At 68.3% G+C, this 25,110-nt stretch carries 23 protein-coding genes and 3 pseudogenes; 8 read left to right on the plus strand and 18 right to left on the minus strand.

What is annotated here, in order from left to right; all coding sequences use genetic code 11:
• Nucleotides 1–18: 18 nt before the first annotated feature.
• The 5 genes from AB0E67_RS30950 to AB0E67_RS30970 are packed head-to-tail and all read right to left on the minus strand — an operon-like array spanning nt 19 to nt 5,309.
• Nucleotides 19–903, minus strand: coding sequence for an ABC transporter permease (locus AB0E67_RS30950; RefSeq protein ID WP_362032895.1), 885 nt, complete (start codon nt 901–903; stop codon nt 19–21).
• Between the two features lie 15 nt (nt 904–918).
• Nucleotides 919–1,866: an ABC transporter permease gene (locus AB0E67_RS30955; protein ID WP_362032898.1), complete on the minus strand. Its 948-nt coding sequence runs from the start codon at nt 1,864–1,866 to the stop codon at nt 919–921.
• Nucleotides 1,863–2,915, minus strand: a complete 1,053-nt coding sequence (locus AB0E67_RS30960) for an oligopeptide/dipeptide ABC transporter ATP-binding protein (protein WP_362032901.1) — start codon at nt 2,913–2,915, stop codon at nt 1,863–1,865. The genes AB0E67_RS30955 and AB0E67_RS30960 overlap by 4 nt, the downstream gene beginning before the upstream one ends.
• Nucleotides 2,912–3,787: an ABC transporter ATP-binding protein gene (locus AB0E67_RS30965; protein ID WP_362032904.1), complete on the minus strand. Its 876-nt coding sequence runs from the start codon at nt 3,785–3,787 to the stop codon at nt 2,912–2,914. The genes AB0E67_RS30960 and AB0E67_RS30965 overlap by 4 nt, the downstream gene beginning before the upstream one ends.
• Nucleotides 3,780–5,309 carry an ABC transporter substrate-binding protein gene (locus AB0E67_RS30970; RefSeq protein ID WP_362032907.1) on the minus strand — a complete coding sequence of 510 codons (1,530 nt, stop codon included), beginning with the start codon at nt 5,307–5,309 and terminating at the stop codon, nt 3,780–3,782. The genes AB0E67_RS30965 and AB0E67_RS30970 overlap by 8 nt, the downstream gene beginning before the upstream one ends.
• A 568-nt stretch (nt 5,310–5,877) precedes the next feature.
• Between AB0E67_RS30970 and AB0E67_RS30975 the strand changes: the two genes are divergently transcribed.
• On the plus strand, nt 5,878–6,669 hold the full coding sequence (locus AB0E67_RS30975; RefSeq protein ID WP_362032909.1) for an IclR family transcriptional regulator: 792 nt from the start codon (nt 5,878–5,880) through the stop codon (nt 6,667–6,669).
• A 385-nt stretch (nt 6,670–7,054) separates the two neighbouring features.
• Here AB0E67_RS30975 and AB0E67_RS30980 read toward each other — a convergent pair.
• From AB0E67_RS30980 to AB0E67_RS30990, 3 genes and pseudogenes are all read right to left on the minus strand, one after another.
• A pseudogene (locus tag AB0E67_RS30980) lies at nt 7,055–7,243 on the minus strand (winged helix-turn-helix domain-containing protein); the annotation flags it as partial.
• Between the two features lie 421 nt (nt 7,244–7,664).
• Nucleotides 7,665–8,540 carry an MBL fold metallo-hydrolase gene (locus tag AB0E67_RS30985; RefSeq protein WP_362032911.1) on the minus strand — a complete coding sequence of 292 codons (876 nt, stop codon included), beginning with the start codon at nt 8,538–8,540 and terminating at the stop codon, nt 7,665–7,667.
• 919 nt (nt 8,541–9,459) lie between these two features.
• On the minus strand, nt 9,460–10,365 hold the full coding sequence (locus AB0E67_RS30990) for a cytochrome P450 (RefSeq protein ID WP_362032914.1): 906 nt from the start codon (nt 10,363–10,365) through the stop codon (nt 9,460–9,462).
• 8 nt (nt 10,366–10,373) lie between these two features.
• Between AB0E67_RS30990 and AB0E67_RS30995 the strand changes: the two genes are divergently transcribed.
• Nucleotides 10,374–10,631 carry a hypothetical protein gene (locus tag AB0E67_RS30995; RefSeq protein ID WP_362032917.1) on the plus strand — a complete coding sequence of 86 codons (258 nt, stop codon included), beginning with the start codon at nt 10,374–10,376 and terminating at the stop codon, nt 10,629–10,631.
• Nucleotides 10,632–10,696: 65 nt separating this feature from the next.
• Here the strand turns inward: AB0E67_RS30995 and AB0E67_RS31000 are convergent, their stop codons facing one another.
• The 5 genes from AB0E67_RS31000 to AB0E67_RS31020 all read right to left on the minus strand — a co-directional run bounded on the left by AB0E67_RS31000 (nt 10,697) and on the right by AB0E67_RS31020 (nt 15,706).
• Nucleotides 10,697–11,815, minus strand: coding sequence for an aminotransferase class V-fold PLP-dependent enzyme (locus AB0E67_RS31000; RefSeq protein ID WP_362032920.1), 1,119 nt, complete (start codon nt 11,813–11,815; stop codon nt 10,697–10,699).
• A gap of 299 nt (nt 11,816–12,114) precedes the next feature.
• Nucleotides 12,115–12,963 (minus strand): class I SAM-dependent methyltransferase, encoded by an 849-nt coding sequence (locus AB0E67_RS31005; RefSeq protein WP_362032923.1) that lies wholly within the window; start codon nt 12,961–12,963, stop codon nt 12,115–12,117.
• A gap of 42 nt (nt 12,964–13,005) precedes the next feature.
• Nucleotides 13,006–14,310, minus strand: a complete 1,305-nt coding sequence (locus AB0E67_RS31010; protein ID WP_362032925.1) for a glycosyltransferase family 4 protein — start codon at nt 14,308–14,310, stop codon at nt 13,006–13,008.
• Between the two features lie 22 nt (nt 14,311–14,332).
• The gene (locus AB0E67_RS31015; RefSeq protein ID WP_362032928.1) at nt 14,333–15,340 is read right to left on the minus strand and encodes an NAD-dependent epimerase/dehydratase family protein; all 1,008 of its coding nucleotides are present in this window, start codon (nt 15,338–15,340) and stop codon (nt 14,333–14,335) included.
• Nucleotides 15,341–15,484: 144 nt separating this feature from the next.
• On the minus strand, nt 15,485–15,706 hold the full coding sequence (locus AB0E67_RS31020) for a hypothetical protein (RefSeq protein ID WP_362032931.1): 222 nt from the start codon (nt 15,704–15,706) through the stop codon (nt 15,485–15,487).
• Nucleotides 15,707–16,035: 329 nt separating this feature from the next.
• Here AB0E67_RS31020 and AB0E67_RS31025 point away from each other — a divergent pair, with 329 nt between their 5' ends.
• Nucleotides 16,036–17,391 (plus strand): MFS transporter, encoded by a 1,356-nt coding sequence (locus AB0E67_RS31025; RefSeq protein ID WP_362032934.1) that lies wholly within the window; start codon nt 16,036–16,038, stop codon nt 17,389–17,391.
• A 366-nt stretch (nt 17,392–17,757) separates the two neighbouring features.
• Nucleotides 17,758–18,762: a methyltransferase gene (locus AB0E67_RS31030; RefSeq protein WP_362032936.1), complete on the plus strand. Its 1,005-nt coding sequence runs from the start codon at nt 17,758–17,760 to the stop codon at nt 18,760–18,762.
• Nucleotides 18,763–18,823: 61 nt separating this feature from the next.
• Here the strand turns inward: AB0E67_RS31030 and AB0E67_RS31035 are convergent, their stop codons facing one another.
• Nucleotides 18,824–20,104 carry an MFS transporter gene (locus AB0E67_RS31035; protein ID WP_362032938.1) on the minus strand — a complete coding sequence of 427 codons (1,281 nt, stop codon included), beginning with the start codon at nt 20,102–20,104 and terminating at the stop codon, nt 18,824–18,826.
• Nucleotides 20,105–20,219: 115 nt separating this feature from the next.
• On the opposite strand from AB0E67_RS31035, the gene AB0E67_RS31040 reads away from it, so the two are divergent.
• Nucleotides 20,220–20,804, plus strand: a complete 585-nt coding sequence (locus AB0E67_RS31040) for a TetR/AcrR family transcriptional regulator (protein ID WP_362032941.1) — start codon at nt 20,220–20,222, stop codon at nt 20,802–20,804.
• A gap of 72 nt (nt 20,805–20,876) precedes the next feature.
• On the opposite strand, the pseudogene AB0E67_RS31045 reads toward AB0E67_RS31040, so the two are convergent.
• Together AB0E67_RS31045 and AB0E67_RS31050 are read right to left on the minus strand one after the other, a co-directional pair.
• Nucleotides 20,877–21,576, minus strand: a pseudogene (locus tag AB0E67_RS31045) (ABC transporter substrate-binding protein); the annotation flags it as partial.
• A gap of 15 nt (nt 21,577–21,591) precedes the next feature.
• The gene (locus AB0E67_RS31050; protein WP_362032944.1) at nt 21,592–21,900 is read right to left on the minus strand and encodes a GNAT family N-acetyltransferase; all 309 of its coding nucleotides are present in this window, start codon (nt 21,898–21,900) and stop codon (nt 21,592–21,594) included.
• A gap of 83 nt (nt 21,901–21,983) precedes the next feature.
• Here AB0E67_RS31050 and AB0E67_RS31055 point away from each other — a divergent pair.
• A pseudogene (locus AB0E67_RS31055) lies at nt 21,984–22,142 on the plus strand (MFS transporter); the annotation flags it as partial.
• A gap of 444 nt (nt 22,143–22,586) precedes the next feature.
• Here the strand turns inward: AB0E67_RS31055 and AB0E67_RS31060 are convergent.
• On the minus strand, nt 22,587–23,102 hold the full coding sequence (locus AB0E67_RS31060) for a GNAT family N-acetyltransferase (protein WP_362032947.1): 516 nt from the start codon (nt 23,100–23,102) through the stop codon (nt 22,587–22,589).
• A 507-nt stretch (nt 23,103–23,609) separates the two neighbouring features.
• Between AB0E67_RS31060 and AB0E67_RS31065 the strand changes: the two genes are divergently transcribed.
• Nucleotides 23,610–23,996 (plus strand): dihydrofolate reductase family protein, encoded by a 387-nt coding sequence (locus AB0E67_RS31065; RefSeq protein WP_362032949.1) that lies wholly within the window; start codon nt 23,610–23,612, stop codon nt 23,994–23,996.
• Between the two features lie 191 nt (nt 23,997–24,187).
• A complete protein-coding gene (locus AB0E67_RS31070; protein WP_362032952.1) occupies nt 24,188–24,643 on the plus strand; it encodes a GNAT family N-acetyltransferase in 456 nt (151 codons plus the stop codon).
• Nucleotides 24,644–24,664: 21 nt separating this feature from the next.
• Here AB0E67_RS31070 and AB0E67_RS31075 read toward each other — a convergent pair.
• Nucleotides 24,665–25,110, minus strand: a 446-nt coding sequence (locus tag AB0E67_RS31075) for a transposase (protein ID WP_362032954.1), incomplete at its 5' end; no start/stop codon positions are given.

The following is a 25,110-nucleotide window of genomic DNA, read 5'->3' on the forward strand; positions in this document are numbered from 1 at the left end:
GGTCACGGCACCGGACGGTCAGGCGCCGGATGCGGTGCGGGTATGCGGGTCCAACTGGTCGCGCATGACGTCACCGAGCAGGTTGAACGCGAGGACGAGCACCACGAAGGCGATCGCCGGGAACGCGACGATCCAGGGATCGGTGAGCAGGTACTGCTGGGAGGAGGAGATCATGCTGCCGTAGTCGGCGTCGGGCGGTCGGACGCCGAACCCGAGGAAGCTCAACGCCGCGTAGGCCCCTTCCGCGGTCGACAGGCTGATCGCGGTCATGATGACGATAGGGGAGGCGATGTTGGGCAGGACGTGGCGGAACATGATCCAGGACTTGCCGCGCCCGCACAGCCGGGCGGCGTCGACGAAGCTGCGTTGCGCGACCTCCAGTGTCGAACTCCGGGCGATGCGGGCGAACCGGGGAATGCTCACGATGCCGATCGCCAGCGAGGCGTTGATCAGACCGCTGCCCATCACCGCGATCACGAGGATCGCGAGCAGGTATTCGGGGATGGCGAACAGCAGATCGACGAAGCGGGACAGGACCCCGTCCCAGAGCCGGCCGAGGAAGCCCGCCGCGATGCCGATGGTGGTGCCGATCACCAGGGCGAACAGCACTGCGTACAGCGCGGACAGCAGAGCCGGGCGGGCGGCGGCGATGATACGGGAGAGCTGGTCGCGGCCCAGCGCGTCCGTTCCCAGCCAGTGGTCCGGCGACGGCGACGACAGCCGCGGCCCGACTCCGACCTCGTTGGGTTCGTACGGCGTGATGACGGAGCCGAAGACCGCGAGGACGATGTAGCCGATGATGAGGAGCACGGCGATGTTGGCGACGAGCCCGCGCACCGGCCAACGGAGGAAGCGCCTGGAGGCGCTCGCCGGAGGGGATGGGCGGGCGACGGTGTTGGTCACGCTGACTCCGGTGTCCTAGGTGTGGATGATTCGGCGGTCGACGAACGGCAGCGCGATGTCGACGAGCAGGTTGCCGACGATGAACGCGGCGGCGATGACGAGTGCCTGGGCGGTGAGCTGGGAGAAGTCTCGGTCCGAGATCGAGGCGAGCACACCGCGCCCCAGTCCCGGCAGGCTGAAGATCTCCTCCACGATGAACAGGCCGCCGACGAGGAAGCCGAAGATGAAACCGATCAGTGTGAGTACCGGCGGCAGAGCGGCACGCAGCGAGTAGACGTACGTGATGCGCCACTCCGCGATGCCGTTCGTGCGTGCCGTGGTGACATGCGGTTGGGCAAGGGTCTCGATCATCGAGGAACGGGTCATCTGGGCGACCAGCGGAGCCGTGGGAATGCCGACGGCCAGCGCCGGCAGCAGCATCGTCTGGAGGTTTCCCATGCCGTTGACGCTGAACGGGATGTAGCTCGCCGAGTAGAGGTTGGTCAGGTGGTTCGCGGCCAGGTAGAGCGCGAAGGAACCGGAAACGAACCCGGGGAAGGCGAACACCACGAGGAGGGGAAGGCGGATGCCCCAGTCGAGGCCCTTGCCGGAGCGGCTTGCCGCGATCACGCCGACCGGCAGACCGATCAGCACCGCGATGAGCAGCCCCATCAGCGCCAGTTGGAAGGAGACCGGAGCCTGCTGGGAGATCACCTCCAGGTTCTCCTGCCCGGAGATCGGCGACAGACCGAAGTCCCCGCGTACCGCATCCGACAGCCAGTCGGCGTACTGGCGGTAGAGCGGCTGGTCCAGGCCCAGTTCGTGCTCGATGGCGGCGATCGTCTCGGGCGAGGCCTTGGGCCCGGCGATCACCGCCGCGGCGTTGCCCGGCACCAGCCCCCGGCCGGCGAAGAACACCAGTGCCGAGAGCACCAGCAGAACGCCGAGGGCACTGGTCAGTTTCTTGGCCAGGTAGAGGGTCAAGACTCTCCTCCCAGATCAGCACCCGTTGTGACGGTTCGGGTGTCCGCGACCTGTGTCAGCGTCAGACCGCCAGGTCTGTGACAGCGCACCCGGTGCCCGGCCGTCACTTCCGTGAGCTCGGGCGCGACCCGGGTGCAGTGGTCGTCGGCGATCGGACAGCGCGGTGCGAACCGGCAGCCGGCCGGCGGGTCGACCGCGCTCGGCGGCTCGCCCCTCAGCACGATGCGTTCGACGGGCGCGTCGTCCTGGAAGATGCCGGGCTCGGTCGAGCGAAGGGCGACGGCGTACGGGTGCAGGAGCCCCCGGTCGAACGCCTCGGCCGGTGCCTCCTCGACGATCTGACCGAGATACATGACGGCCATCGAGTGACTGATCCGGCGCACCGCGCGCAGGTCGTGCGAGATGAACACGTATGCGGTACCGCTCTCGTGCTGGAGCCGTTCCAGCAGGTCCAGGACCTGGGCCTGGAGCGAGGCGTCCAGCGAGGCGACCGCCTCGTCGAGCAGGACGAGATCCGGTCCGGCGACCATCGCGCGGGCGATGCAGACGCGCTGCTGCTGGCCGCCGGAGAGCTGGTGGGGGTAGCGGGAACCGTGCTCGGGCAGCAGGCCCACAGCGTCGAGGACACCGGCGACGCGTTCCTCACGCTCGGGCACGTCCACGCCGGGCAGGGCCTCGGCGATGCTGGCGCGCACGGTCATGCGCGGGTCCAGCGCGCTCGCCGGGTCCTGGAACACGGCCTGCACCTTTCCACCCGTGCCGGCGCCGGCAGGCCGCAGATGGCCGCCGACCAGCACCGAACCGGAGGTCGGGACGTCGAGGCCGGTGATCAGCCGCCCCAACGTCGACTTCCCGCAGCCCGACTCACCGACAAGGCCGAGCGTGCGTCCGGCGCGCAGCCGCAGGCTGACTCCGTCCACCGCGTGCACCTGCGGACGTGCGCCCGTCAGACCGGTGCGCCTCATCCGGAAGTGCTTGACGGCGTCCCGGACCTCGAGTACCAGGTCCGGCCGCCCGGCGGCGCTTCGCGGAGACTGATTGCCACTCATGCCGTCACCTTCCGGGGATCAGGACCACCGTCAAAGGTCCCGCCGTGCGCGGCGGCGAGCAGGGACCGGGTATAGGGGTGGGAGGGGCTGCTCAGCACCTCCCGGGCCGTGCCCCGCTCCACGATCCGCCCCTCGTACATCACCATCACGGTCGTGCACAGTTCGAAGACCACTCCGACGTCGTGGGAGATCAGCAGGAGCGTCATGCCCGAACCGGCTACGCGTTCCCGCAGCAACTCGATGACCTGCGATTGAACGGTGAGGTCCAGTGCGGTGGTGGGCTCGTCCGCGATCAGTAGATCAGGGTGGTTGAGCAGTGCCATGGCGATCATGACGCGCTGGCGCATACCGCCCGACAGCTCGTGCGGATAGCTGCGCCGCTTGACCGCGGCGTCACCGATGCCGACCCGGCGCAGCGCGTCCTCGATGATCTCGGTGCGCTCGCTCCGACCGAGCTTGCGGTGCGCGGACACCACGTCGGACAGTTGCCTTCCGATCGTGAAGACCGGGTTGAGGTTGCCGAGCGGGTCCTGTGGGACACGGGCCATCAGGGTGCTGCGCAGGGCCCGCAGTTCCCTCGGCCCGAGCGCCGCCAGATCGTGGCTGTCCAGGGTGATGCCACCGCTGACCGAGGCCGTCGCCGGGAGCAGCCTCAGGACGGCCGCCGCCAGCGTGGACTTGCCGGACCCGGACTCCCCGACCAGTCCCACGCGTTCACCGCGCGAGATCGTGAAGGAGACGTCGTCCACGGCGGGCCGCTTCGCGGACCCGTAGCGGACGGTGAGTGAGTCGACCGTGAGCAGCGGCCCCGGCTCGTGGGCCGTCGCGGGCGCGCCGCCGGGGACGCGCCCGTTCCCGGAAGTACTAGCCACGGCTCACCTGGGCCAGGAAGGCGCGGCTCTGGCTCGGCGGCATCTCGACTCCGCTCAGCCCCTTGTCGTGCGCGACCAGGATGTTCGTCGCGAGCAGGGTGACGGTCGGGTAGACGTTCTCGGCCTCCCACTTCTCCACGGCGATGAGTGCCTGCTGGTAGGCCGCCTGGTCCTTGGCGCGCAGGGCTTCGTCGAGGAGCTTCTTCAGCGCGGGCGGGACGGGGCCCTGACGGCCGTCGGCGGGGGCTACGTACTGGTAGGGGTCGGGGTAGGAGGACTGGGAGTTCCAGCTGAGGGCGTGCTTGGCGTTCGTCAGCTTGTCGAGCCAGGCCCCGCGCTCCAGGGGGTCCAGCGCAACCTTGATGCCCACCTTGGCGAGCTGGGCCTGCACGGCCGCGGTGAGGTCGTTGGTGCCGGGGTCGTAACCGCTGATGTACATCAGGGAGGTCGAGAAGCCGTTGGGGAAGCCGGCTTCGGTAAGGAGCGCCTTGGCCTTCGCGAGGTCCTGGGTCGAGTTCGGCAGGTCCGCGGGCTTGGGCGCCCAGGGCTCGCCATCGGGTATGTAGACGCTGGCACGCGCGCCGCCGCCGCTGTAGGCGGCCTCCGCGAGGGCGGTGCGGTCGAGCGCGAGTGCGACGGCCTGACGGACCTTCACGTCGTCGAAGGGCTTGGTGAGGTTGTTGACCTGGAGAAAGAGTGTGGAGTCCGTCGGTACGTTCTTGACCTCGATCTTGTCGGACCCCGAGAGCGTCCGGGCGCTGGAGGTGCCGGTGAAGATGAGGTCGACGGCTCCCGCCTTGAGGTTGTTGACCTGGGTGGAGGAGCTGGGGACGTAGAGGACGTCGAGTCGGTCGGACGCGGTCTTCTTGCCCCAGTAGCCGTCGAACCGCTTGAGCTTCAGCTCGCTGTTGGGACGGTACGATTCCTGGGTCCACGGCCCGGTGCCGACCATGCTGGTCGCCGGCTTCCCCGAGGTGGCGGCCTTCTTGCTCATGACGGCACAGCCCCAGACCAACGGGTTCGCCATGTTGTTGATGAAGCCGGCGTCGGGGCTCTTCAGTTGGAACACGACGGAGGAGTCACCGACCGCCTCGGCGCGGTCGAAGGTGGGGAACAACTCCTTGTCGATCCCGTCGGGGCTGCTCTTGAGCCGGTCGAAGGTAAAGGCGACGTCCGTGGCCGTCAGCGTCTCGCCGTTGTGGAACTTGACGCCCTTGCGGAGTTCGAAGGTGTACGTGAGCCCGTCCGGGGACCGTTCGTAGCCGGTGGCCAGCTCTGGCTCGATCTTCCCGTCCGGTGTGGTGGTCATCAGGCACTGGTACGAGAGCTGCCAGGCGAAACGGTCGGCGTAGAGGGCCGATCCCTGAGGGTCGAGCGTGGAGGGCGCGGACGTCTCGGCGACGGTGATGCCGTTGGCCGATGTGCCGCCGGCCGGGGCCGAACACCCCACGACGACCGCGGTCGTTGCGCAGGCTATCGCGCCCGCAGCGGAACGGAAGGCAAAGCTGGGCTGCTTTTTCATCTCTGACCTCTTAGGAGGGTAGGTCTCAGAGCGCCTCTGAACTCTCTTCAGGGCCACTGGCATGCTGGAGGACGACGGATTTTGCAGTGCAAATTCCGGCAGGGTCTGCACTGCAATTTGATCGCGTTTTGCAATGCGATCGAGCAGCATGCATTGCAGAATGTTTGCTGGCGTGCCACAGTGCTGTCAAGGCCCGGCCATCTTGAAAGCAGAAACCGACCGGAGGGGCCCTGGAAGGGAAAACCCCCGCCCTGGCCCACCACCCCACCGGATCGAGCGAGCCCGGCCCGTCGGCCGCGACAGGCGATACCCAATGCCTCACACAGTCGAGTCCGCCCGGTGTTTGAAAAACCCTGACCTGGCCGTATGGTGTGCCCACCCCCATCTGCCCGGCTACGAGCCACGATGTCGGCACCCATGGAACTGTTGAGAACATTCCGCCCTGCGAGAGCGCGACCACCCTTGCCCGAAAAAAGACGGGCCGCCCCGCTCTTTTTCATGCTCGAATACGGAAAAGAAACACCGTGAGCACCTGCCGCGCTTTCATTGAAGAGAGGAGCACCCCAAGGTGATCCGGGAGCTGAGCCCTGCACCAAGACCTCGAAACAACTCGACGTCACTACGCCGGGCGATATGCATCCTTCTGAAGCTCGGAGAAGAGATCGACGGGACCGGATACCCACTCACGGGACTCGCCGAGAAAGTCGGCCTCAACAAGAGCACTTTGCTCCGACTGCTCCAACCGCTGCTGGAAGCCCGTCTGGTCGAACAACTTCCGTCCGGGAATTATCGATTGGGCCGACGCAACGCCCAACTGGGCAATGCCTACCTCGCGGGCCTGGACCTGCCCAGGAGTATGCACGACGTCCTGCAGGAACTCGCCTCGCGGACCCGCGAGACCGTCCACCTGGTTGTCGCAGACTTCCCGAGCATTGTCTACATCCACAAAGTGGAGACCGCGCACCCGGTCCGTATGTTCTCCCGGATCGGCAACAGCGCGCCGGCATACTGCACCAGTGTCGGCAAGGCCATGCTGGCCCACGCCTCACCGGAAACCGTCGATCTGGTGATCGAGAACGGTATGCCGGCACACACCCCCCGGACCATCACCACCGCCGGCGAGCTGAGGGCTGCGCTGAGCGAGATCAGGGAGAGCGGCTACGCCGTCGACGACGTGGAGCACGAGGAGGGCATCCGCTGCGTCGCGGCCCCGGTCTTCGACCAGTCGGGGGCCTGCACGACGGCACTCAGCGTGTCGGCACCCGTGGATCGGCTGCCCCGCGCGAAGGTGCCGGAGCTGGCTCCACTGGTGACCGCGGCGGCCCGCGAGATCTCCACCCGCCTGGGAGCAGTGCTTTGACAGGCCCCGCAAGCCGGGGCCGCACCATCCGATTCCGAGCGTCTGCCGATCCCGTCCCAGGGCCCGGGCAAGCTCGTCCCCGTCTACGTCGACCGCCTTCATCGGGGCGAGCTCGGCACGGTCACCCTCGACCGCCGCGGCGCAGTGCATCCGGAGCGCGCCCGTCCGGGCGCCGGAGCTGATCGGCGGCGGATATCGCCTGGTGAAGGCCTGTCTCGCGGACCCTTTCGACGAGCAGGGACGAGCCGACGTTGCTGACCGTGGGCGGTAGGACTACCAAGGATCAGGGCGTTAGCCCAGTCGCACTTCTCCATTTGCCCTGGTCACAGGGCCCTTTTGAAGTCAATCGAGCTGACGCGTTGTCAGGGTGGTGGTGGTTCGTGACTCATCCGATCGGGGCGCTTGAACCAGTCATGGAGACGGAGAGCGATTTCGAAGTTGGTTTGCGGGATGCCGAGTTGGACTCGTCGCTGCTGCGGGTGGGAGAGCGGTTCGGCCCGCGTCGCTCGGCGACCCGCCGCGCGGGGACCTGTGGGCTGAAGCCGAGCCGGTGCATCAGCCTCGTCGCCCCCGAGACGCTGCAGTCGAGTAGCCGAGGGGGATCTCACCCCTCGGCTCTCACAGAACCGTGCGTAACGATCTCCCGTTGCACGGCTCTTGTCGCTCTGATCATCAGACCTCCGCGGCGGCCGTGGTGAGGCGCCAGTGCACGAACATGCGGGGGTATCGCTGGGCGATCTCCTGCATCTTCGCCGCAGGGCCGGTGGCGGGACGGTGACCATTCCTTGATCTCCTCGCAGAGCGAGGATCACGACCGGGCCGCCCTCATGTCCGCCAATCACCCAACGAGTGAACGCTGATCGAGCGGGACATCAAGGATCAGGCGCGGGGAACTGCGCGACAAGCCACCGATGAGCAGGATGGTCCTCAACGAACAGGGCCATCCGCACAGAGTGGCTCGTCGTGCAGTTCCCCGCACCCCTGGATGTTGCAACTCACCCTTGGAGCTGCTGATACGCCCTCGGGATCGCGTGGGTCAGAGCCTCCGGCGGGAACGGCCACTCGCCTGCCTTCAGGGCCTCCTCCGACGGGACGCCCGCCGCGTGCAACGCTCTGCACTGCTCCGCGACAGCGCGAATCGCCTCCGCCTGCTCGCGCACGAACTCCGCACCCACCGTCTCGCCGTGCCCCGGCACGAACCGTGCGTCCGGTCCGGCGAGGGCCAGCGCGGCGTCGAGTGTGGGGGCCCAGTCGAGAGGGAAGGACTCGGGGCCGAAGGCCGGCGGCGCCGACTGCTCGACCAGGTCGCCGAGCACCAGCACGCCCGCGTCGGGGACGTGCAGAACCAGGTCGCCGTCGGTGTGGCCGCGGCCGAGATGCCGCAGCGCGACCACCCGGCCGTTGCCGAGGTCGAGGTCGTGGGCGCCATCGACCTCGTGGTCGGGGGCGTACTCCTCGAGCTCGGCCATCTTCGCCGCCCACTCGGGGCTGCGGCCGGTCATCCGCTCCTTGAACTCCGCCGCCTCCGGGTCGGTCGCCGCGCCGCGCATCATCGCCGCCATGGGCGCGCTGCCCCACACCTCCGCCGGAGGCGACTGGCGCGGGGCGACGAACTCCGCGTTGCCCCAGACGTGGTCCCAGTGGATGTGGGTGTTGACCACCCACCGCACCGGTGCTGCCGACAGCTCGCGCAGGTGCTCGCGCAGCTCCCGCGCCTCGGCGAGGCTGCAGCGGGTGTCGACGACCAGCAGGCCGTCCGCACCGACGACGACGGAGACCGTCACGTCGCACGGGTCGAACCGCCGCTGGAAGACCCCGTCGCCGACCTCGGTCCAGCCCGCCGTCGCCTGCCCGGTCGCCTGCCCCGCCATCGTCCGCCCCGCCTCCACCCGAAGTGCCGTCAGCTCCCCTCGGCGAGAGGGAAGCGCTTCGGAGCAACTGTAGCGAGCACCAGCACCGCCAGCCCCGCCGCGATCGCCACGCCCACGTACACGTGGTCCACGGCCGAGGCGAGAGCACGATCCGCCCCTCGAAGCGGGGCAGCGGCAACTCGACCAGCAGGTCCCGCAGCAGACCAGGGTCAGCCAGTTGGAGCGCACTCGAACCGCCTGTCGCTGCGGGAGGTGATCGGCAACGGCCTGGAACAGAAGGTGTAAGCCCAACGGCGCATCCGCCCGGCCGTGTCTCCACCGTACGCCCGGGTCGGGGCCGGAACGGTGTCAGGGGCCCGGCAGGTCCTACCGCGACAGCCGCAGGCCCCAGCCCTCAGCGCGGCGTACGAGGGCGGAGTGTAGGTCTCGAAGGCGGGGCGACCGACGCGGGGGGCAGCGGATGAGGGCTGACGAGTGGGGCGGTGAGCAGGCGGGAGAATCCTCACAGAATTCAAGCGGGGGCCTGCCTCGGCTCTACCTGAGGCTGGCTCCCGAGTACCAGGGTCGCATCAGAGATCGAACAGGAAGTCGAATTCGTTATCCTTCGCGCCAGCAGGAACGCCTCGGCTTCGGCCGGCGTGCAGACGTGGGCTGTCGTTCAGGGTGTTGCGAGTCGTCGATCAGGACGTAGCCGCCCGGCACACCGACCCGAACGCAGTTGCCGCCGCCTCCACGGCGGGATTGGTCATAGTCTCCGCCCACACGACTTCGCGGGCGGCTTCGGGGAAGTGCATGACGACGAACGGGCCCGCCATGCCAGGGTGGAATCCAGCCTTCGGCAAGAGACCGCTCTCCCGGCCCCTGAACACGCAGGTAACCTTCCTCCTCCGTGCGGCTCATTTGCGAGTGCCGTGCCCCGTCAGCTCTCCGTCCACCTCACCCTCAGCGGGATCTCCTTCGCGCCGATCGTGTGTCGCGGGTCCTCGTACCTCACCGGCCCGCTTGGTGCGAAGTGGCTCCAACGCCTCAGCAATCCCTTCAGCGCGATGGTCAGTTCAAGGCGGGCCAGTGGCGCGCCCAGGCAGTAGTGGATGCCCCGGCCCAGGGCGAGGTGGCGGTTTGGGGTGCGGCGGATGTCGAACGTGCCCGGGTCCGGGAACACGCGCGGATCCTGATTGGCCGACGTCAGCCACAATAGGACGATGCTGTCCCGGGGCAGCTTCCTGCCGTGCAGGACCACTTCCCGCGTCGTGCGCCGCGCTGCGGCCGGCAGCTGGCCGCGGTATCGCATGACCTCCTCCACCGTGCTCGCCGTCAGCGAAGGATCGGTTCGTAGGTCGGCGGCGGCCTGCGGATGCTCGTTCAGTAGCAGAACCGAGCTGGTCAGCAGCATCGTCGTGGTGATGTGCCCGGCGACAAGCAGGAAGCCGCAGACTCCGAGGATCTCCTCGTCGCGCAGCCGCTGCCCGCCCTCGTCGACGGTGGCGAGCCTGCTGATGAGGTCGGGGCCCGGCCGGGCCCTGCGGCTGCGGATGATGTCCAGGAAGTATGCGTTCATCTCAGCGATCAGCGGATCGATGGAGCGGAGCATCTCCGCCGTCGCCACCAGGACCGGTGTGTCGTCCCTGCCCTGGAAGAACAGCGCGTTGGACCACGTACGGAACCGTGCGCGGTCCACGACCGGGATTTGCAGGACTTCCGCAATGACCGCCAGGGGCAGCGGATACGCGTACTGCTCGACGAAGTCGATGTCCCGTGCCTCGTCCATCGCGTCCAGTAGTCCCTCGCTGATCCCGGCAATGTTCGGTGCCAGTTCTTGGATCATGCGGGGGCGTGAAGACCTTGCTCACCAGTGAGCGCAGCCTGTCGTGGGCGGGTGGGTCGAAGCGCAGGAACGCGCCCTGCGCGACGGTCGAGAACGCGTCGGGCTGCTCGATCAGGTCGCGCATGTCGGAGGAGAAGGTCTGGTGGTCGGCCAGGGCTGTCGCCACGTCGTCGTACCGGAGCACGTGCCAGTTGCCCAGCTCCTGGTCGTCATGGACCGGCGCCGCCTCACGCAGGAAGGTCCACCAGTCGAGCAGCGCCTCGTAGGTGGGGGGCCTGGGCGGCCAGCCCGAGCGCGTGCGGCTCGTGGAGGGGGCCCGGGGCGCCGCTGATCACTGCTCTCCTCCCGCGATGATCCGCTCCAGTTCGTCGACCGCCCGGTCGATGTCTTCCGCGGTGTTGAGTACACCGGGCGCGAACCGGATGGCGCTGCTGCGGTAGGGAGTCTGTCCCGCCATTACCCGCCGCCTCTCCAACGCGGCGACGATGTCCGCTGGATCGCGTCCCGCGACGTCGAAGCAGACCATTCCGGCGCGCAGGTGTGAGGATCGCGGGGTGCGGATGACGACGTCCGGGACCTTCGCCAGCCGTTGTCGGCAGTACGTGGTGAGTTCCGCGATCCGTGCGGCGACTGCAGCGCGCCCCAGGGCCAGCTGGAACTGGAAGGCCTCGTGCAGCGCCCAGCGGTGCTCGTACGCGGGGAAGCCGCCTGGTGAGCACATGCGGGCGGGCGGCGCTTCGCCGTCGGGGGTGCGTCCCAGGTACCAGGGCCAGAAGACCTCCACGTCGAAGGAGGTAGTCACCGGAGCGACTCTCGACCAGCCCTGGTCGCTGCCCCAGACCACCCCGGTTCCCCGCGGTCCGAAGAGCCATTTGTGGCATCCGGCGACGAAGAAGTCGCATCCGAGCGCGGTGACGTCGAAGTCCTCGACGCCCAGGGCGTGCACGGCGTCGACGCAGAGCACGATCCGGCGGTGGCTCGGCCGCATGGCGTTCGCCGCGGCGACCGCTTCGCCGATGGCGGCCAGCGGCAGTTTCACGCCGGTGCCCGAGTGGACCCAGGTGACGACGAACAGACGGGTACGCTCACCGACGCCCCGCGTGACGGCCTCCACGATCTGGTTGGCGTCCGCGTCGGGCGCGTGCTCGTACAGGGAGATAATCCGCCGTGTCGCCCCGGTCGCCGCCGCCTTGAAACGGAGGATCTCCGTGGCTGCGTAGTGCTCGTGGTCGGTACTGAGGATCTCGTCGCCCGGCTCCAGGCGCATGCCGGCGCAGACGGCAGCAAGGCCTGCGGTGGTGCTCTCGGTGAGGGCCAGCGCGTCGGGCCGTCCGCCCAGGTAGGCGGCGGCACTGTTGAGGACTTGGCGGACTTGGCCGTCGCGTTCGTGGAAGTGCAGCGCGGGGTTGCGGTCCAAGGCCCGCCGGTGGCGCTCGATGGCCTCCCTCACCGGTCTGGGGTGCGGGGCCAGCATGGAGAGCGCCAAGTGGACGTATTCCGGGTCGAGTTCGAACTGACTTCGGGCCCATTTCCAGCGCTCGGCGTCGAGCGGACGCTCGTGCGTAGCGGAGGGGGGAATCGGCGAGGTGGGAGGAATCGGCTGGATGGTGATGGTCTGCCTCCTCAGTCGGGCGGTCTCTGGGGCCGTGCGGTGCGGGTGAGCACGTCAGGGAAGGGACGCGGGAGTTCAGGGGACAGCACGGACACAGCCGCACGAGCGCCCCGGCGGCACCGATGCCCGCACCGCGTTCACTCCTCCGGCCGCATCCCGGTCGCGTACAGGACTGGAACCGGGATCACTACCTGTCCGTCGACGACGTGGTCCGCCGCGATCTCCCCGGCGATCCGCTCCTCCAGCGCCGCACGGCGCGGCGGCTCGACGCGTTCCCACAGCCGCCGCATACCGTGCGTCCATGTCCAGCGCACCACGTCGTACGCCGATCCTGCTCTGATGAACGCGTTCTCCACCGTGAGCTGCACTTCCTCGAATCCGCACTGGCACAGATCGGTGTACAGCCGGGCCTGTCCGCCGAATGACTCACTGTTCGGATAGACACCGCTGCCGGTGGCGTATGTCCGGGCCATGTCGGCGATCGTCCGCAGCCCGAGCACCCGGGCGTGTCCGTCAGGCCCCGTCTCGACGTCCGTGGCCGGGGCTGCGAGCCCCAGCCGTCCGCCCGGCCGCAGGAGAGTGCGGTACGCGCGGTACGCGGCGGGCAGGTCGTCGAGCATGTGTACGCTCATGCTCCCCACGACCGCATCGAACGCTGCGGGCGCGAGCTCGGGCGCCTGCCCGTCCATGACCAGAGTCTGCACCGATGCGAGTCCCGACCTCCGTGCCAGAAGTCCGGTTTCCTCCACCATGCTGGGCGACAGGTCGATACCCAGCACACTGCCCGTGGGCCCGGCGGCCCGCGCGGCCGGCACGGTGACCGCGCCTCGGCCGCACCCCACGTCCAGGACCCGGTTGCCGGTGCGAACCGCCGCGAGCCGGACCAGCCGCTCGCCGACGGATCCGAAGAACTCCACGGGCAACTGGTCGTAGGTGTGGGCGACTTCCTCGAAGAGCACGTACTCACCGGTCGGCCGTTCGGTCATCCGGGCACCCCCTTTCCTCGGGTCGGGTATGTCGCTCGCGTGTCACGGGTTCTGCCGGACGCGAGCGGTCTCGCTGTCCATCACGGTGAACAGTTCGTTGTGCAGATCGCGCAGCAACCGCTGCTCTCCCGGGTCGCTCTGGTTCAACAGACCAAGCTCATCGGCTCGTTGCAGGAGCGTGCCGGCGTCGGTGAGCCCGTAGTGCTCCAGCAGGGCGGCCACTGGCTTGGGGTGGCGTCCGAGGTCGAGCGGGCGAGGACCCTCTCGGCGCACCGGCGCGGGCCCGTGCCGGTGTCCTTGGGCCATGTCCTCGATCAACCCCGGCAGGATTCTCATCGTGTACTCGTAGCGTGCCCATTCGGGCACCTTGTAGGTGTGCGGGCCGGGCCTGGCCAGGACGCGGCGGCAGGCGGCCACGCAGTCGTCGACATCCACGAGGGCGAACTCGTACGGGTTGGCGACCGGGTCCACCGGTTCCGGTAGGAACTCCACCTCGGCCAGGGCCCCGTTGGTGTCGTCGACGTAGTACGGGAAGCCGTCCCAGCGCGGCACCACGACCGGCACCCCGCACGCCAGCGCCTCCAGCGGCGACTTCCCGTATGTCTCGAAGACGCTGGTCGCGCAGGACACGAAGAGGTCGGCCGCGTTGTAGAGGTGCGCGGTCTGCTCCTTGTCCAGGCGGTGGAAGAGAACGACGTTGTCCATCCGCCCCGCCAGCCGGTTGTAGTAGGGCGGGTCGATGTGCGTGGCCGACAGCACGAGCAATACGCGCGGGTCTTCCTTGTGCAGGGTGCGTGCGACGGCGAGGAGGGGTTCAAGGCCCTTGTCGTTCATGAAGCGGCCCGTGTACAGCAGGATGGTGCGGTCGAGTGGCAGCCCCAGGTGCTGCCGGGACGCGTCACGCGGCAGCGGGCGGTACACGTCGGAGATGCCGAAGGTGCACAGGGCCCGAGCCGGGATGCCGGTGAGGTGCTCATATGCACGCTGTGCGTGGCGCGAGCCGCACAGGACCAGGTCACCGGGGTGTGCGTGAGCGGCGACGAGAAGGAAGTAGCACAGGATGTGCAGGGGGTAGGGGTTGTTGTGCGGGATCATCAGGGCGGGGCAGGAATAGCCGTCACGGCGCATGAAGTACAGCAAGGGGAGCGACTCCACGTACTCCGCGACCACCACGTCGATCGTCGAGAGGTCGCACGACTCCTTGAGGGTCCGATAGATCTCCTCGAAGTGCTCGTAGGCGTGCTCGTGAGCCGGCAGCAGCCGGATGCGGAAGACGAAGGTCGAACCTGCGGGACAGAAGTGCTGGATGTCCTCGGTCGAGTCGGTGAGCGCCAGGACTGTGGTCATGACGGGTGCCGCTCCCCTCCGCTCAGCCGCGCCGGAGCGTCTCGAAGTACCGCTGTGCCCCGCTCAATCGCTGTTGCTGCTGCGGTTCGTCGACCTGACGCGCGGCGGCGACGACGCGGCGGACCCCCTCGGCCACGTCCACCTCGTGGCGGAAGCCGAGGACCTCGGTGGCGCGTGTGACGTCGGCCCACAGCCGCTCGGCGTAGATGGTGATGGGAACGTCAACGTGTTCGGGACGTGCCTCGACGCCGAGTTCGTCGCCGATCAGCTTGAGCACCTCGTTGAACGTCGTCTCGATGCCGGTGCCTACGTTGAATTCCTGGGTCGCCAAGTCGGCGGCGAGTGCGGTACGGAAGGCCCGGCCAGCGTCCTCGACGTAGATGAAGTCCCTGGTCTGGTTGCCGTCTCCCCACAGGACAGGGGTGGCTCCGTGCAGCAGGGCCCAGACGAAGAGCGAGATGACATTGGCGTATCCGCCCTTGCTGAACTCGTCGTGCCCGTACACGCTGAAGGGCCGCATGCCGATCGCGGTGATCCCGTACCGCTTGGAGTACTGTCGGGCCACCTCCTCGTTCCACTTCTTCGACAGCGCCTTCAGATCCGGCGGGGCAAGCAGCATGTCCTCGGTGTACGGGACGGGGTTGCCCTCGTACACCGCGCTGGTGCTGGCGTAGACGAGTTTGCCGACATCGTTCCTGCGCATGGCCTCCAGAACGTTGAGGAAGCCGTGGGTGGTGACCGACGCGCCGTCGACCGGGTCCTCCTCGTACATCAGGAAGGAGGATGGCGCGGCGAGGTGGAGCACGGCGTCCTGGCCCCGGACGGTCTTGAGCAGCAGGTCGAGATCGCGGGTGTCGCCCTCGATCCACTCCACGTTCCGCCGGATGCCCTCGGGGATGTACTCCTGTCCTCCGATCTTGAAGTTGTCGATGGAGGTGACTTCGCAGCCGTCGTCGAGCAGGCCCTGGATCATGTTGCGCCCGATGAAGCCCGCACCGCCGGTGACCAGGACTTTCCTGTACGTGCTCATGCCGCTCCCTTGTTGTCGGTGCCGTTGTCTGTCTCTCGCCGCCCGTCTCCCGTCGTCCGCACGGACGGTTCGGGGCGAGTATGTGTGGCCGCTGCCGCCCCGGTGGGAGGCAGCGGCCACACGGTGTCCGGGAACCGGATCAGGTCAGAGCCGGGCGAGCTGGTAGACGCCCGTCTCGTCGGTCGATGCGTGGGCGGGAGCCCACGCGGTACGGGCGGGAGCCCACGCCGTGCGGGCCGGAGCCCACGCCGTGCGGGCCGGAGCCCACGCGGTACGGGCCGGAGCCCACGCCGTGCGGGCCGGAGCCCACGCGGTACGGGCCGGAGCCCACGCCGTGCGGGCCGGAGCCCAGCTGATGTTGTCCATCGCATTCTCCGTTCTGATATTCGAGTGCAGAGACGCGAGTTGACCTTTAAGCGAAAGGTGGCATTGCCGCGAATAAAGGCAGCCGAAGTTCACCCCCGATCGCCAGGAAAACAAATCGAGGACGCTCTCTTGTCATGCGTTGCGTCTCACCGCACCCGCTAGTGACTTCGCCTCGACTCCCCATCCACCCTGCCTGGCCATCGCACCGAACGTCAACACCCGCAGAAGCCATGACTACAGAGTGGCTTGTTCCACCCTCACGGCATTGCTTCAACGGCGGTTGACTGTTTCACTCCCGGCAGGGCGATGCACCGTTACGGAGGCATTCCATGGCGTTCAAAGGTGACCCGCCACGGCTGGTCTCGGATGCCACGGCACGCAGGATCTCCCTGTTCAGCATGGTGGGCACGAGCATCCAGTACTTCGATTTCTTCAGTTACAGCCTTGCAGCCGTATTGATCTTCCCGGACGTCTTCTTTCCCACGCTGCAAGGCTCGAACGCACTGCTCGTATCGTTCTCCACGGTCGGGGTGGCATTCGTCGCTCGCCCTCTGGGCGCGCTCGCATTCGGCCACTTCGCCGATCGTACGGGACGGAAGCGAGCGCTGGTTCTCTCCTTATTTCTCATGGGATTTAGCACCACTCTCATGGGCCTCCTGCCCTCTTACGCGGAGGCGGGCTGGATCGCCCCTGCGCTGCTGATGATTCTGCGTATCTCCCAAGGAATTGCCCTCGGTGCGGAAGGGATGGGTGCGACCGTGCTCGCCATCGAGCACGCGCCGCCCTCTCAACGGGGATTCCACTCCGCGTTCCCGGGGGCGGGCGCCTCCCTAGGGTCGCTGGCGGCCAACACCGTGTTCCTCGTGCTCGCCCGCGCGCTGAGTCCGGCGCAGTTCGAGGCGTGGGGCTGGCGGATCCCGTTCCTGGCTGGCGCGGCGCTGGTCGCTCTGTCGCTGTACGCGCGTCTCTCCGTCACCGAGTCTCCGGTGTTCGTCGCCGACCGGTCCGGCGCGCGCTTGGAGCGCGTGCCGCTGCTGGATGTGATGGGCGCACAGCCGGCGGCACTGCTTCTCGGAGTGGCGGCGCTGGTGGTAGGAAATGTCCTCTACTTCGTCACACACACCTTCGCCCTCGCCTACGGCACCAGCACCCTGGGGGTGGCCAAGGCGGACATGCTCCGGGCGACCCTGGTGGCGCTGGCAGTGCAAACGGCGACCGGATTTGCCTCGGCCGTACTGTCCGACCGGATCGGACGGCGCAGGACGGCACTGGCCGGTGCGGTGCTCTGTGGAGCGTGGGCTTTCCCCCTGATGGCGTTGGTCCGTACCGGCCAACCCACCCACATCACCTGGGCGTTCGCCCTCGCCATGGTGGTGTACGGGATCTATTCGGGGCCGCTGGGCGCGCTGTTGGCCGGTGTCTTCCCGACCCGATACCGCTTCACCGCGGTCGCACTGGTCTTCAACAGCGGCGTCCTGATCGGCGGGGCACTCGCTCCCGCCGCGGCCGACCGACTCCTGTCGGCGACCGGCTCGCTGTGGGCGGTGGCCTGCATGGTCGTGCTGAGCGCCGTACTGAGTGGGACTGCGCTCCTGAAACTGACCGAGCGGCATCCGGAGCATCTCGGCGAGACCGGGGTTCCGGCCGAGATCCGGCCGCCTGGTCCGGGCAAGCCGGAACCATGAGCCGGCCGGCCACGCGGAGCACCGCCGGCTTCCCATGCGCCTCCACAGCCACTGCCAACCGCACGACCACGTCAGCACAACAACAGCGAGGAGGTCCCGATGCAGGACGATCCGGTGCAGACGAATCCGGTGCCGAAGGACGCGAGGAGCAAGGACCCGCGCCCTCTGCCGGACAGCGCGGCGCGGCGGGGGTCCGGGACGACGAAGACCAGCACTGAGCCTGGCGTACCCGGTCCTGAGGTTCCCGATTCCGTAGCGCCGGGATCGGACCTGACGCCCGTCCCCAAACCGCCCAGAACCACAACGTGCCACTCTGATCCCAGCTCTGGCCCCGCACCCGACGAAGCCGTCGACCTCGTCGCCCTGATGGCAACCCTCTTCACGCCCTGGGCCCTGCGCGCAGGCGTCACACTCGGCCTCTTCGATCTCGTCGGAACAGGACTCGGCGCCCCGGCCCTCCTCGCCGAACGGACCGGGGCGGACGAGGACGCCGTGGGACGGCTGCTGCGTCATCTCACCAACCTCGGGCTGCTCGACCGCGGTCCGGACGGCTACCGGCTGACCTCCCTGGGTGCCGTTCTGACTTCCGGGCACCCTTCCGGTCTCGCGCGCGGTCTCGATCAGTCGGATGCATGGGCGGCGGCCGGCGACCGGGCGGTTCCCGGCCTCGTCTCCGCCGTCACCACAGGCCGACCCGCCTGGCCCCAGATCGCTGGGGCACCGTTCTGGCAGAGTCTGGCCACCGATCCCCGGCTCGCGGCCTCCTTCGACACGGCCATGTCGGGACACGCCCGCGCCGTGGGACCATGGCTGGCCACGGCGTGGAACTGGAACACGGCATCCCGCGTCGCGGACGTCGGCGGCGGCACCGGCAGCACCCTGCGCGAAGTCCTGGTCCGCCATCCCCACCTGCGGGGCACCCTGATCGACCTGCCGGGGACCATGAGCCGGGCCGAGGCCAAGCTGGGCGGTGACGCGGCGCTGGCGGGACGCGTGACCTTGAGCCCCGGGAACTTCTTCGACCCGCTGCCCGGCGGCCACGACGTCCTCGTCCTGGCCCACGTCCTGCACGACTGGGGCGACGACGACTGCGTCCGGCTGCTGCGCCGGTGTGCCGAGGCCGTCGTCGACGGCGGTGCCGTCCTCGTGGTCGACCGGGTGGTGGACGACTCCGCCGTAGAGGGTCAGCTTCCGGTCAGTCAGCGGGACTTGGCGATGCTCGTCCTGCTGGGTAGCAAGGAGCGCACTGCGGAGGAGTTCCGGATGCTGGGCAAGGCGGCGGGGCTCGGGCTGCGCCGTCCCCCGGTGGCCGCGCCCCATGAGGGGTTGCATCTCCTGGAGTTCGGCAGGGACGGAGAGGCCCACGGGTGACCACGGCTCCGCGCCGTCGCCGCTCCCCGCCCATGCCCGCCACCTCACCGCTCTCGGCTCCTCACCGCCGGTGGCCCCGCCCCGTCCGCGCGCCGTGTTCGCCCTCGGCGGCACCCGCCTCCGCCTCCCCGGCCCGGCAGACGCGTCCGGGACGTTCATTCGCGGTCGGGGCGGACCGCGCGACCCACCACACGCCCCCGAGCGCGAGTCCGACCAGGGCGGCGGCCACCGCCGGAAGGAGACCGGCGTCAACGGCCACCAGGGCGCCGCCCAGACCTCCGCCGGCCGCCGCTCCGACGTACGCGGAGCTGCTGTGCAGGGCCATCGCCTGGGTGGCAGCCTCCGGGCCTACCCGGTCGACCATCAGGGCCTGGATGGCGGGGGGTACAGCCCAGGCCGCCGCCGACCACCACAGCAGCAGGGCGGCGACGGGCACGAGCGGGACTGGACGGGACACCCACAGCCCGCAGAATGCAGCCATCCCGGCACAGAAGAGCCCACCCGCCGCGACGAGGGCGCGTAGCGATCCGTACTGGTCGACGAAGCGTCCCGACAGGCGCGTGCCGAGGAGACCGCCCGCGCCAGAGAGCACCAGCAGGAGCGCCAGCTGCCTGCGGTTCACGGAGGCGAGGTCGGACAGGAAGGGCGCGAGGTACGTCTGGAAGGCGAGGTTGCCCGCCACGGTCACCACGGTGACGAGGAGGACGACGAGGACGGCGCGGTTCAAGACGGGGCGCAGCAACTTCCGTACGTTTGCTGCCGGTTCGGCTGCGGTGGGGATGCGGGGCACGGTCACGAGGGCCAGCAGCAGCGCCGCTGCGCCCAGCGCCCCGGCGAACACGAAGGTCGCCTGCCAGCCGACGGCGTCACCGATGTACGTACCAGCGGGGACGCCGATCAGCACCGCGCCAGTCAGTCCGGTCATGACCGTGGCGAGATAGCGGCCACGCCGGTCGGGCGGGGCAGCAGCGGTGGCTGCGGCGAGGGCGGCGGGCATGACGACAGCCGCGGCGAGCGCCGCGGAGACGCGCAGGCACATCAACGCAGGGAAGGAGGTGACGAGCGGGACCACGACGTTGGTGGCGGCGAACACGGCTAGCGCGCCGCACAACGCGCGCTTGCGGTCGATCCGCGCGAGCAGCAGCGCCCAAGCAGGGGCGGCCAGCGCGTAGACGAGGGAGTACACGGTCACCAGCTGCCCAGCAGCGCCCTCGCTGACGTGCAGGTCGCGGGCGAGGTCGGGGAGGACGCCGATGATGATGAAGTCGTCGGTCTGCACCGCGAAGGCGGCGAGCGTAAACGTACAGAGCCAGAGGGGTGTTTGACGGAAGGACACAGTCACCGGATTAAGGTAACAGGTGTTTCCTTTACGGGGTGTGAGGTCGGTATGAAACAGTGGCCGCACGCCGAGGGGACTGGGGAAGCCCGGAATCCGCCGAGAAAGGAGCGCCGACGCCGTGCCCAGACCGTTCAACCCGGACCGCCGCCGCGAGGTGCTCGACGCCGTGATCGAGTATCTCGCCCTCACCGGCATCGGCCAGTTCACCCTGCGCGGCATCGCCGCGGCATTGGGTCAGAGCACCCGCGTCCTCACGCACCACTTCGCGGACAAACAGGAGCTTCTCGTCGCCGTCATGCGGCGCCTGGACGAACGGCAGCACGAAGCGCTACGGACGACAGAGGGGTGGGAGGACCCCGCCGTACCGGTCAGCGCCGTCGTACGATCGGCCTGGGAGCGGAACCTGGGCGAGGCCGAATTGCCCATGACACGGCTGATCCGCGAGATCGAAGGACTCGCCGCGGCAGGCCGACTTCCCGCGGCAGTACCGGATTTCGTGCGGGGGAGGGCGGAGTTCGTGGCCTCGTGCCTGACGCTGCGCGGTGCATCCGAGGGGACGGCGCTGATCACGGCGACGATGCTGAATGCCACGTTCGCCGGTCTCCAGGCGGACTACCTCACCACGGGCGACGCCGAGCGAGCACGGGGCACACTGGACAAACTGTGCCAGTGGCTGGACGCGGCGGTGGAGGCAAGGGTGTAGACGCGGCGAGGGGACACCGCGACGCGCGCTCGCGCCGCCCCCGGCCAGCTCGAACGCGCCGGTCTCGAAGCTGGACAGGAGGTCCAAGGGGTCGGTGACGGAGAGATAGTAGGTCGCGGGGAACATGTCCAGGCCGGCCCGTGCCTCGGGGTCGGAGAAAAGCGCGGTGTAGGCGTTCGGCGCGATGGTCTTCAGCCGCACGTTCAGGCCGATCTCGGTGCCGGCCGCCTGCACCGCGGTGGCGAGCAGGGAGACGTCCTGGCCGATGGGGCTGGTGGCGATGATGACCGTTCTGCCGGCGGCCCCGGCGTCCTTGATCAGGGCCCTGGCCTTGTCGAGGTCCCGCGTAGCGGAGGGGAGGTCGTCGAAGGCGGCCTTCTTGACCTGGGGTTCGGCGGCGCCCCATGCGGCGTACGGGGAGGGAGGTGGAGACGTTCGCGGCCCCGGCGAGGGCGGCCTTCACGAAGCCTTTGCGGTCCAGCGCCATCGACAGCGCACGGCGCACCCGGACGTCGCCGAGGGGGCCTTTCATGTTGGTGACGTTGACGTTGATCGTCGTCAGGCCCTCACCGAAGAAGAGCGTGCCCTGGCCGCTGTTCCTCAGACGGGCGCAGCTCTCGGTGGGGATGAGGTAGCTGCCGTCGACCTCTCCGCTGAGCAGCGCGTTGGTCTGTGCGGAGGGGTCGGTGAGGATGTTGAAGACGACCTTGCCGGACTTGGCCTTCGCGCCCCAGTAGTCGTCGAAGCGGTCGAGTGTGACGGCGCGTGCTATGCCCTGGCTGTCCGGCTACCGCCGACTCGACCTCCGCGGGCAGAGGAAGAACAGTTCGGGATCTCCATCGTCCAGACCGTGGAGCAGACCGACCGGGCACCAGCCGGCGCGTTGCAGCAAGCGCTGCATGGGCTGGTTGGAGACGTTCGTCGAGGTGAACAGCTTCGGGCTGGTACAGCTCGCCTCGACAGCGTTGAGCAGGTGTGCCCCGACACCTCGTCGGCGGGTGCCGGGCGCGACCATCAGCATGGTGACAAAGCCCTGCTCGAAGAAGGTGTACTCCAGCACGCCGTAGCCCAGAGGACCGGACGAGTCTTCGGCCATGACAACTGAGTTCTGCTCGCACCATCGCCCCCCAGCGCGCGAGCTGCCAGGCTGCCGGGCTGCCGATCGTCGCGAGACATGACGCTGGTGTCACCCTCGCCAGGCGGCTGTCCGACCGGCGCCCCGGCTTGGTCATGGCAGTCGGCGGCCCGCTGTTACTTGTCGGCTGGCCGCCGCCGGCCGACGAACCAGTCGCACTGCTCATTCTTGTTCTCGCGCAGGGTGCGCTGACGTTCATGCTGATCACGCGAACCTCGGCCGCCTGAACCAAGCACCACCACAGGCCGCTCCAGGAGTGCCATGATGCCCCCCGGGTCGAAGGCCCAAGGGCGGCTGCGGCAGTGTTCGCCTCGGTCCACGATGTGCCTGTCATGTTCCAGGCGGTCTGCACCTGGGGTACGGCTCAGGGGCCACCGCCCCACCGCTTCTTGGCGAACGCCAGCACCACTCCCCCTGAGCAGCGCAATGACCGCGAGCCTGATGACGGCCGTGGTATGCGTTCCGGCCGTCGAGCGGCTGGTACGCGCTGGCGTGGGTGGCCCGGAAAGCCGTCAGAGGTCCTTCGGCGCCGAAACAGGGCAGGTGGTCGGCCGGGGCAGGCGCGGGCGACGACGTAGGCTCAACGATCTCGCGCAGCCGGGTTCCGTCTCATCGAGACGCCGTGCCGCCGCGCCAGCTCGACACGCTCAGCCCCGCTTCACCAGCCGTGCTTCGAAGAGTTCGATTCCGCCCTCTTCATCTGCGCGAGTCGTGCCATCAAGTCGGAAACCCGATCCTTCGTAGAAACGTATTGCCGAAGAGTTGGGAAGGTACGCGTACACGCACAGCGGGCCGTAGCCTCTCTCCTCGAGATCGGCTGTCGCGTACCCGAAAAGCTGCCTGCCCAGGCCAGTGCCGATTCGCTCAGGCTCGATGTACAGACCGTAGACCTCGGCAGCGCGAGAACCGAGATCCGGATCCTGGTCTTGATCAGCCGGGCCCGTTCGGCAGAACCCGACTACGGCATCGCCCTCCTGGGCGATCCACAGACGGTGCTCATCTGGGAGATCGGCCAGATACTCGGCCCACTCGTCAGCTTCTTTCACAGGGTCAAGCCCGCGAAGATACTCGCGGCTCATGAACCCGTCGTACGCCTCTCGCCACGCGCGGACTTTCAGGTCGCCGATGGCCTGTGCATCTCTGGAAACAGCAGAACGGATCACGGGCCGAGTGTAGGAAGGCTTCGGCAGGTTCCAGAACGTTTTTTATGGAGCCGTATTGCGGCGGCAGGTCCCCGGCCCATCCCCGAGTTGGTCTTCGAGGGTGAGGTTGTCTCCGTGGGACACGGTCTGGAGCGGAATGGCGCACACGGTCGGTGGCGAGGCCGGGCGGGGTGCTCAAGATGGGGAGGACATCGCGGATGCGGATGTCGGCGTTCGGCGGGAGCGGCGTGCAGGCGGAGGGCCGGGGGCCGGGCCGGGTACGGGCGTAGCTCGGTTTCTTCGCGAGCCGTTCAGCAGCCTGGCCTCGGGGGGCCAGGGAAAGAGAGCCGGGCCACCCGATGCCAGGCCGCTGAACGGCGGTTACGTGCTGGCGCGGGTGGTCCGGGAGGCCGTCGGAGGTCCTTCGATGCCGAGGCGGGATGGGTGGTTTGGTTGGCGGGGTCAGGCGCGGGCGGTGATGTAGGCGTCGGCGATCTCGCGCAGCCGGGTTCCGTCGAAGGAAGGCCCGTGCCCGGGGTGGACGACGACACCGTCGTGATGGGCCGCAACACCTACGAGAAGGTCCTCACCTTCGGCTTCTGGCCCTACGAGGGCAAGCGCGTAGCCGTTCTGAGCACCAAGCTCACCACCAGCGACCCGAACATCACCGTCCACCCCGCCCTGGATGGTCTCCTTGACGCACTCGCCGCCGCGGGGGCGAAGAACGTGTACGCGGACGGCGGCCAGATCATCCAGACCTTCCTGCGTGAAGGCATCCTCGACGAGATCACCATCACCACCGCGCCAGTCCTTCTCGGCGCGGGCATCCCGATCTTCGGGCGCCTGGACCGTGACATCGACCTGACTCGCGGTGACACGAGGGCACTGGGTGCCGGCTTCGTCCAGACCTCTTAGAGGCCGCGCAAATAGGTTGGCTACAGGATGCATCATTCTTGTTGTCCTTCGCGTTCGGATCCCGCGGTGCTGTTACGTACGGTGCTCGGAACGTTGGCGCTGGGGCATTCAGTGAGCGGTCTGAGATCTGGCTGTAGCGGGAGAACGTAGGACGGTGTGAAGATGGCGCGATGTTTACGGTTTCCCCCTGTATGGCCGATGATCCAGGTTTGCGCTCATTGGTCGATGCGATGACGTCGGAGCTGATTCCTGTGTATGAGCTTCCGCCCGATGTCCAGCCGGCCCCTTTGGCTCCGGAAGCCCGGTATCTACTGGCTCGAACGAACGACCAGGTGGTGGGGTGTTGTGCTGTGCAGCCGGTTGGTCCGGAGATATGTGAGCTGAAACGGATGTTCGTGTCCCCGACTGTCCGGGGAAAGGGGGTGGCTGACATGCTGCTGGCAGAGGCCGAGCAGCTCGCCCTAAGGCTCGGGGGCCGGTCGATGCTCTTGGAGACGGGAGTTCGGCAGCCCGCTGCGATGCGCCTGTATGAGCGGGCCGGGTACCGCAAGATTGCGAACTACCCGCCGCACGATCAGGATCCGCTGTCGGTGTGCTACGAGAAGGCATTGCCCGCGCGGTCATCACGAGTTGCCGCTGGCGGGTAGGAGGCACAAAGGGCGAGGCGCTCAGCGGCGGCGCGTGGGCCGACTGTCCCAGCGGTGGGTGGTCCAGGCCCGACGGATCAAGCTACGAACAGTGATGACCGTGTCGGCGAGGTCGAAGAAGGCGTTGATCACGGCCACGCGGCGCTCGTAGCAACAGGCGAGGCGGTGGAAGGCGTTCTGCCAGGAGTGCGTGCGCTCGACATGCCACCGCTGACTGGCCTGGATCGGCGCCTTCTCCCCCTTGTGCGCGATGCGCCCGCGCAGGTTGCGGGCGGTGAGTTCGGTGCGGGTCTTGTCCGAGTCGTACCCGGCGTCCAAGTGCACCGTAATGGCGACGGGCAGCGGCCCAAGATCGTCCAACAGGTCCAGGGTCAACACCGTTGCGTTTACGTCCGCGAGCGGTTCGCAAGTCCGTGCTCGAAGAACGTGACGGTGGCGTGGACGGTGTAGCTCTGGCTGGTCGTGGG

Source organism: Streptomyces sp. NPDC032161 (genome assembly GCF_040636995.1).
Taxonomy (GTDB): domain Bacteria; phylum Actinomycetota; class Actinomycetes; order Streptomycetales; family Streptomycetaceae; genus Streptomyces.